8 protein-coding genes and 1 pseudogene are annotated in these 6,003 nt (G+C 63.4%); 5 read left to right on the top strand and 4 right to left on the bottom strand.

Annotation, left to right across the window (positions count from 1 at the left end):
- On the top strand, positions 1-149 hold a 149-nt coding region (locus ENZ74_RS18385), incomplete at its 5' end, for a TrmO family methyltransferase (protein ID WP_206522294.1).
- A complete protein-coding gene (locus ENZ74_RS18390) occupies positions 146-460 on the top strand; it encodes a DUF2293 domain-containing protein (RefSeq protein WP_013530931.1) in 315 nt (104 codons plus the stop codon). The genes ENZ74_RS18385 and ENZ74_RS18390, both read left to right, overlap by 4 nt.
- 6 nt (positions 461-466) lie before the next feature.
- Here the strand turns inward: ENZ74_RS18390 and ENZ74_RS18395 are convergent, their stop codons facing one another.
- Complete coding sequence (locus tag ENZ74_RS18395) at positions 467-964, bottom strand: hypothetical protein (RefSeq protein ID WP_063168492.1); 498 nt, start codon at positions 962-964, stop codon at positions 467-469.
- Between the two features lie 158 nt (positions 965-1,122).
- Here ENZ74_RS18395 and ENZ74_RS18400 point away from each other — a divergent pair, with 158 nt between their 5' ends.
- Both ENZ74_RS18400 and ENZ74_RS18405 read left to right on the top strand, forming a co-directional pair.
- Positions 1,123-2,088 carry a D-amino acid aminotransferase gene (locus ENZ74_RS18400; protein ID WP_063168493.1) on the top strand — a complete coding sequence of 322 codons (966 nt, stop codon included), beginning with the start codon at positions 1,123-1,125 and terminating at the stop codon, positions 2,086-2,088.
- 129 nt (positions 2,089-2,217) lie between these two features.
- Positions 2,218-3,057: an SDR family oxidoreductase gene (locus tag ENZ74_RS18405; RefSeq protein ID WP_063170269.1), complete on the top strand. Its 840-nt coding sequence runs from the start codon at positions 2,218-2,220 to the stop codon at positions 3,055-3,057.
- A 47-nt stretch (positions 3,058-3,104) separates the two neighbouring features.
- Here ENZ74_RS18405 and ENZ74_RS18410 read toward each other — a convergent pair whose 3' ends face one another.
- Positions 3,105-3,722 (bottom strand): MOSC domain-containing protein, encoded by a 618-nt coding sequence (locus ENZ74_RS18410; protein ID WP_063168494.1) that lies wholly within the window; start codon positions 3,720-3,722, stop codon positions 3,105-3,107.
- A 197-nt stretch (positions 3,723-3,919) separates the two neighbouring features.
- Between ENZ74_RS18410 and ENZ74_RS18420 the strand changes: the two genes are divergently transcribed.
- Positions 3,920-4,486, top strand: a complete 567-nt coding sequence (locus ENZ74_RS18420) for an isoprenylcysteine carboxylmethyltransferase family protein (protein WP_063168495.1) — start codon at positions 3,920-3,922, stop codon at positions 4,484-4,486.
- Between the two features lie 10 nt (positions 4,487-4,496).
- Here ENZ74_RS18420 and ENZ74_RS18425 read toward each other — a convergent pair whose 3' ends face one another.
- Complete coding sequence (locus ENZ74_RS18425) at positions 4,497-5,618, bottom strand: beta-ketoacyl-ACP synthase III (RefSeq protein ID WP_027160654.1); 1,122 nt, start codon at positions 5,616-5,618, stop codon at positions 4,497-4,499.
- 142 nt (positions 5,619-5,760) lie between these two features.
- Positions 5,761-6,003: pseudogene (locus ENZ74_RS18430) on the bottom strand (trans-aconitate 2-methyltransferase); the annotation flags it as partial.

A 6,003-nucleotide genomic window follows, 5' to 3' on the forward strand; every position in this document is an offset into this window, starting at 1 on the left:
ACCAAAACACCGGCCGCATCGATCTCGACGCCATCGACGTGCTCGACGGCACTCCGGTCATCGACATCAAACCTTATTTCGCCTCGACCGACGCCATTGCCGAGGCGACCATCGAAGGGCGCGACGAGCCCAACGGGGTTCGGCGATGACGGCGCCCACCGGTCGCCGCCGCGCCATCGCCAAGGCGCTGACAGCACTTCTGCCGCTGGCACCCTATGCCGACATGGAGAAGATCCGCGGCGACGCCGGCGCGGTCCACATGAAGACCTTGCCACCAGGCATCGCCGTATGGCTGGCGACGATTGCCCATATCCGCCACATGCACACAGATTACGAGAAACTGCTGAGCGAAGGTTACGACCGCGACTCGGCGCGTTTCTTCGTCATCGAGCAGACCAACGTCGTGCTCACTCGCTGGCGCGCGACGCGCCTGCTCGACGCGGATGACGAGGAGGAATGACCACGGCTACTTCCGCTTAAGCACTGCGACCGCATTATAGGGCTGACCATCGGCCTGGCCGATCCAGGTCCAGGACAGATTTCCCTTGAAAAACCTGACGGTGATGTTGCCGCCGTCGACGCATTTGTCCTGACCGTAGGTGATGCTCTCGTGGTATTCCGCCGAAATGCCGTCACTGGACGTCTGTGACAGCGATCCGCCGCAACCGAGTGACGGATAGTCGATCGACGCGCTGCCATCGTTGATGGTCATGGCGATCGGCCAGTCGGCCCCGGCGTCACCCGCCGGGCTTTGATGGCCGCTGCCGACCCAGGTGCCGCTCAGCGACGGCACCGCGCAAGGCAGGTTCTGGAAGATCGGTGTCAATTCGCTGCCGGTTTTCTCGCAGCGATAGGTCTGCCCGCCCTGGCACAATTCATCGCCTTCGCGCGCGCACTGGGCGCTGGCTTCGCCCGCAGCGGCGAACATCGTCATGGCTGCTATGACGGCCCCAAGCCTGCCCATCTTCCCCCTCCCGTTCAGAGCGCGCAATCTAAGGCAATTCCGATCCAATGTATCGACGAGATCGTCATCGAGGCCGAACAGCACCGGGCGGGTGGCTCTATGCCTTCTGCCCAGCGCCGATAGCCTACTGATCTTGCCTTGCGTGACAGGAAGCCCCAATGAGCCACACGGCGACGACACAGGACGAGAAGCAACTGCCCGTGGTTGGCGACCGCCATGTCGACCCGCATTCCTACCCCGACGGCATCGCCTTTCTCGACGGCCAATACCTGCCGATGTCGCAGGCCAAGATCTCGGTGCTGGACTGGGGTTTTCTGCATTCCGACGCAACCTACGACACCGTGCATGTCTGGAACGGCCGCTTCTTCCGCCTCGATCTGCATCTCGACCGCTTCCTCGGCGGGCTGGAAAAGCTGCGCATGACCATTCCCTTCGACCGCGACGGCGTGACCGAAATCTTGCACAATTGCGTAGCGCTGTCCGGTCATCGCGCCGCCTATGTCGAAATGCTGTGCACGCGCGGCGCCTCTCCGACCTTCAGCCGCGACCCGCGCCAGGCGGTCAACCGCTTCATGGCCTTCGCCGTGCCGTTCGGCTCGGTCGCCAATGCCGAGCAGCTGCAGCGCGGCCTGCGCGTCGCCATCAGCGACAAGATGCGTATTCCGCCGGCCTCGATCGACCCGGCGATCAAGAATTACCACTGGCTCGATCTGGTGCGCGGCCTCTACGATGCCTATGACCGCGGTGCAGAGACCGCGTTGCTCCTCGACTTCAACGGCAATGTCGCCGAAGGCCCGGGCTTCAACGTCTTCTGCGTCAAGGACGGCAAACTGTCGACGCCGGCCACCGGCGTGCTGCCCGGCGTCACCCGCCGCACCGTCTTCGATCTCTGTGCAGAAGAAGGCCTTGCCGCCACGGCGACCGATCTCAGCGTCACCGCATTGCGCGAGGCCGACGAGGTATTCATCACCTCCACTGCGGGCGGCATCATGCCGGTGACGGAGATCGACGGCGCGGCGATCGCCAATGGCAAGGTCGGACCGATCACCAGCCGGCTGATGGCGCGCTACTGGCAAAAGCACGAGGACCCGGCCTGGTCGTCTCAGGTGAATTATCTCCGATAATTCAGGCGTCTTTGTCAAAAGATTCCCGTCGCCTCTGGAAAATCAGAGGATCGACCGTATATGCCCGAAAGCGGAGAAGCCTCCGCTTTCATCCAAAATCACGCCCGCAGGGGCAAGGACTCCAAGATCATGACAAACAAGGTTTGGTTCATCACCGGATCGTCGAAGGGCTTTGGCCGCGTCTGGGCCGAGGCTGCACTCGCCCGAGGCGACCGCGTCGCGGCAACCGCCCGCGATGCTGGCACCCTCGCCGATCTCGTCGAGAAATACGGCGACAGGATTGCCGCGATAAAGCTCGACGTCACCGACAAGAAAGCCGTCGATGCCGCTGTCGCCGAGGCGCACAAGCGTTTTGGCCGGCTCGACGTCGTCATCAACAATGCCGGCTACGGCCATTTCGGCGCCATCGAGGAGGTCAGCGAACAGGAAGCTCGCGACCAGATCGAAACCAATGTCTTCGGCGCTCTGTGGGTCACTCAGGCCGCACTGCCGATCATGCGGGCACAGCGTTCCGGCCACATCATCCAGATCTCGTCGATCGGCGGCGTCAATGCCTTTGCCTCGCTCGGCCTCTACCACGCCTCGAAATGGGCGCTGGAGGCCTTCAGCCAGTCGCTCAGCATCGAGGTCGCGGAATTCGGCATCCATGTGACGCTGGTCGAGCCGGGCGGTTTCTCCACCGACTGGGCCGGGCCGTCGGCCAAGGTATCCCAACCGATCGAGGCCTATGCGCCCGCCCGTGCCAAGATGGCCGAGCGCCGCGCCAATTCGGTCGCCGGCGATCCAGACGCCACCGGGCCGGCCATGCTGGCCATTGTCGACGCCGCCGAGCCGCCGCTGCGGGTATTCTTCGGCGATGGCGGCCTGCCGATGATCAAGCAGGAATACGCCAACCGCATTGCCACCTGGGAGAAGTGGGACGACGTTTCCATCATGGCGCAAGGCGTGAAGAAGAACCGCAAGGGCTGAAGTCCAGCGCTTTTGCTGCGCCGCTCCATGGGCGGCGTAGCCGGCCCTCAGGCTTGATAAATCCACTGCTCCGGCACGCGCAGCGATATCTCTTCGCCTGCCCTAACCGTGCCTGGCTTCTCTACCCAGGTGACAATGCCGCGCAGCCGCTTCGCCGCTTTCGGGAACAGCAGAGCGCCGGCTTCGACGTCGGCCATTCCGGCGTTCTCCGCGATCGACCGGCCGGCGATGCGGCACGGACCATTCTGCGCGTCGACCTTGACTGTCACGCCGCCCTTGAAGAACAGCAGCGTGCCGGCCGGCAGCATGGAGAGGTTCGGCACCCCTTCGATCACAAGATTGGCGCCGATCCACTCCGGCCTGATCTCGGCCAGGCGCATGCGCTCGGCGACGATGGCGAGTTCATCCGCTGCCACGATCGACAGCTGCCGTTCGTTGCGCATTTCAGTGCCGCGCGGATACCAGGGCTCGCGCCCGCCCGAGCGCCGTGTCGGCCCGGCATGGAAATCGCCTGAAATGCCGTCGAAACCCAGCCGCAATTCGTCCACCGGGCGCGTCTGAAAATGATCCGCCGGCGCCACGTAAAGCGCTGCCGCCCTGGCGGCAAGCTTTCGCGCGGCAATGATTTCAACCGGCTTTTCAGCCTCGGGGAAGAGATCCGGCATGGCGTTCTTTCTATTCGTCATCCAGCGAATTAGCCGGGCGCGCTTCGCGGCGTCCAGTCGAAAGTGCTGATCGTCCGATCAACAGCACCGATAGGATCGCGATCACGCTTTTCTTACCTGTCATCGATCTCGCACCGCATTGCCGGCGCGCGGTGCCGGTTTCATAGTGACGTCCAGACGGTTTGCGGAGGCTGATCATGCGACCTGTGACGGCAATCACGTTGCTTTGGTTGATCTGGGCAGGAAGCTGGGCCGTCGCCGCTTTGTGGTCCGACCCTGCCCAGAAGCGCGCCGGGTTCAAGGCGGAGGCCCGCTATCGGGGTCTCTGGATAGCCGGCGCGGTGCTGCTGTTCATTCCGGCGCACGGCTATGAAGGCCGGCTCAGGCTGTGGATGCCTGATCTCCCCGAAGCCTGGATCTGTGTCGCCCTGATCGCCATCGGCATCGCCTTTGCCTGGTGGGCGCGCCTGCATCTCGGCAGGCTGTGGTCGGGCACCATCACCGCCAAGGCCGGGCACCGTGTCGTCAACACCGGCCCGTATGGCCTTGTCCGGCATCCGATCTACACCGGATTGCTGCTGGCGATCCTCGCCACCATGGCAGCCAAGGGCACCATGTGGGGCATAGCCGGAACCGCGCTGCTCATCATCGGCATCGTGACGAAAGCCAGGCTGGAAGAAAATTTCCTGCGCGGCGAACTGGGCAGCGCCTATGACGACTATGCCGCGCGCGTTCCGATGCTGGTGCCGTTCGCACCAGCATGACGCGGCAGCCTCAAAGCATTCTCAGCAGCGCGCCGCCGATCGAATAGCCCGCGCCGAAGGCGCAGATCAGACCGAAATCGCCCGGCTTCATATCGGCGTGGTTCTCCGACAGCGCGACGATGGCCCCGGCGCCCGCCGTGTTGCCCAGCCGCTCCAGCACCATTGGCGCGCGGTCGTGATCGACCTCGTGGCCGAACGACAGCTTCAGGATCATCGCATTCATCCGCGCATTGGCCTGATGCAGCCAGAAGCGCCTGATCGCCTGCGGCGTCAGCCCGTGCTCGGCGAGGAATTCGACGATGAATTTCTGCCCGGCGACGGTGACTTCCTTGAACACCTTGTTGCCGACCTGCTTGATCAGGTTGCCTTCCAGATTGATCATGTAGGGATCATCCTGGGCGGTGCGGGTATGGTAGCCCAGATTGGTGCGGATGTTGTTCGACATCTGCGTCCAGATGCGCGTGTCGAGCACCTCGAAGCGCCCCGGCCGCTTGTCGCCCTTGGCCAGGCCTTCGACCACCATCGACACCGAAGCGTCGCCGAAAATGAAATGCGTCTGCCGGTCGCGGAAATTGAGATGGCCGGTGATGATCTCGGGCGTCGTCACCAGAATGCGCTTGTGCGCGCCCGACCGCACCAAATTGACGGCGATGTGCAAGGCCGCCGCCGCCGAAGAACAGCCGAGCCCCATGTCGAAGCCTGCGCCCTTCGTGCCCAGCGCCTCCTGCATTTCGATGGCGATCGCCGGATAGGGCCGCTGGTGATGCGAGGCCGAGCAGATCACCAGGTCTATATCCGACGGCTGTAGCCCCGCATGCTCGAGAGCCTTCTTCGCCGAGGCGATGCCGAACTCGGCTTCGAGCGACAGCGCATCGTCGGGCCGAGCCGGAATGCGCGGCGACATGCGGGTCGGGTCGAGAATGCCTTCGCGCTCGATGACATGACGGGTGCGCACGCCCGAAGCGTGGACGATGAAGTCGCTATCCGATTTCGCCAGCGGCGGCTCGTCGGTGCCCAGGCGGCGCGCATTCTCCGCGTCGACCCAGGCATTGAAGCTGGCCACCAGCTCTTCATTGGTGATTGTGGCTTCAGGGATTTCAACGCCGATGCCGCTGATGATGACGCGATGCATGTCCAGTCCGTCCCATCCGCAGGCGTTGCGGGCTTCATGTGGGCGCCGGAACGCTCCGGCGCAACAGTTTTCTCACCGCGGCGGTTTACGCCGGCTTAAACCAAAGGTTTAGGCCGGACTGGTCCTCGTGCAACATGGATAATCAGGCCCGCTTGGCAACGATGAAGATGCGTGGAAAGCGCAAAAGCACCTTGCCGCTAGCCGTTTTCGGATAGGCCTTGGCGATCTTGGCCGTGTAGCTTTCGAGGAACATCGCCCGTTCGTCGGAATCCAGCGGATCGAGGAACGGTTTCAGGCCCGTCGACTTCACCCATTCGACGATCGCCTGCGCGTCGGCAAGCGGGTGGTTGTAGATGGTATGCCAGATATCCAGCCGATCACTGAG

It is taken from the genome of Mesorhizobium sp. M7A.F.Ca.CA.002.15.2.1, assembly GCF_003998715.1.
Taxonomy (GTDB): Bacteria; Pseudomonadota; Alphaproteobacteria; order Rhizobiales; family Rhizobiaceae; genus Mesorhizobium; species Mesorhizobium ciceri.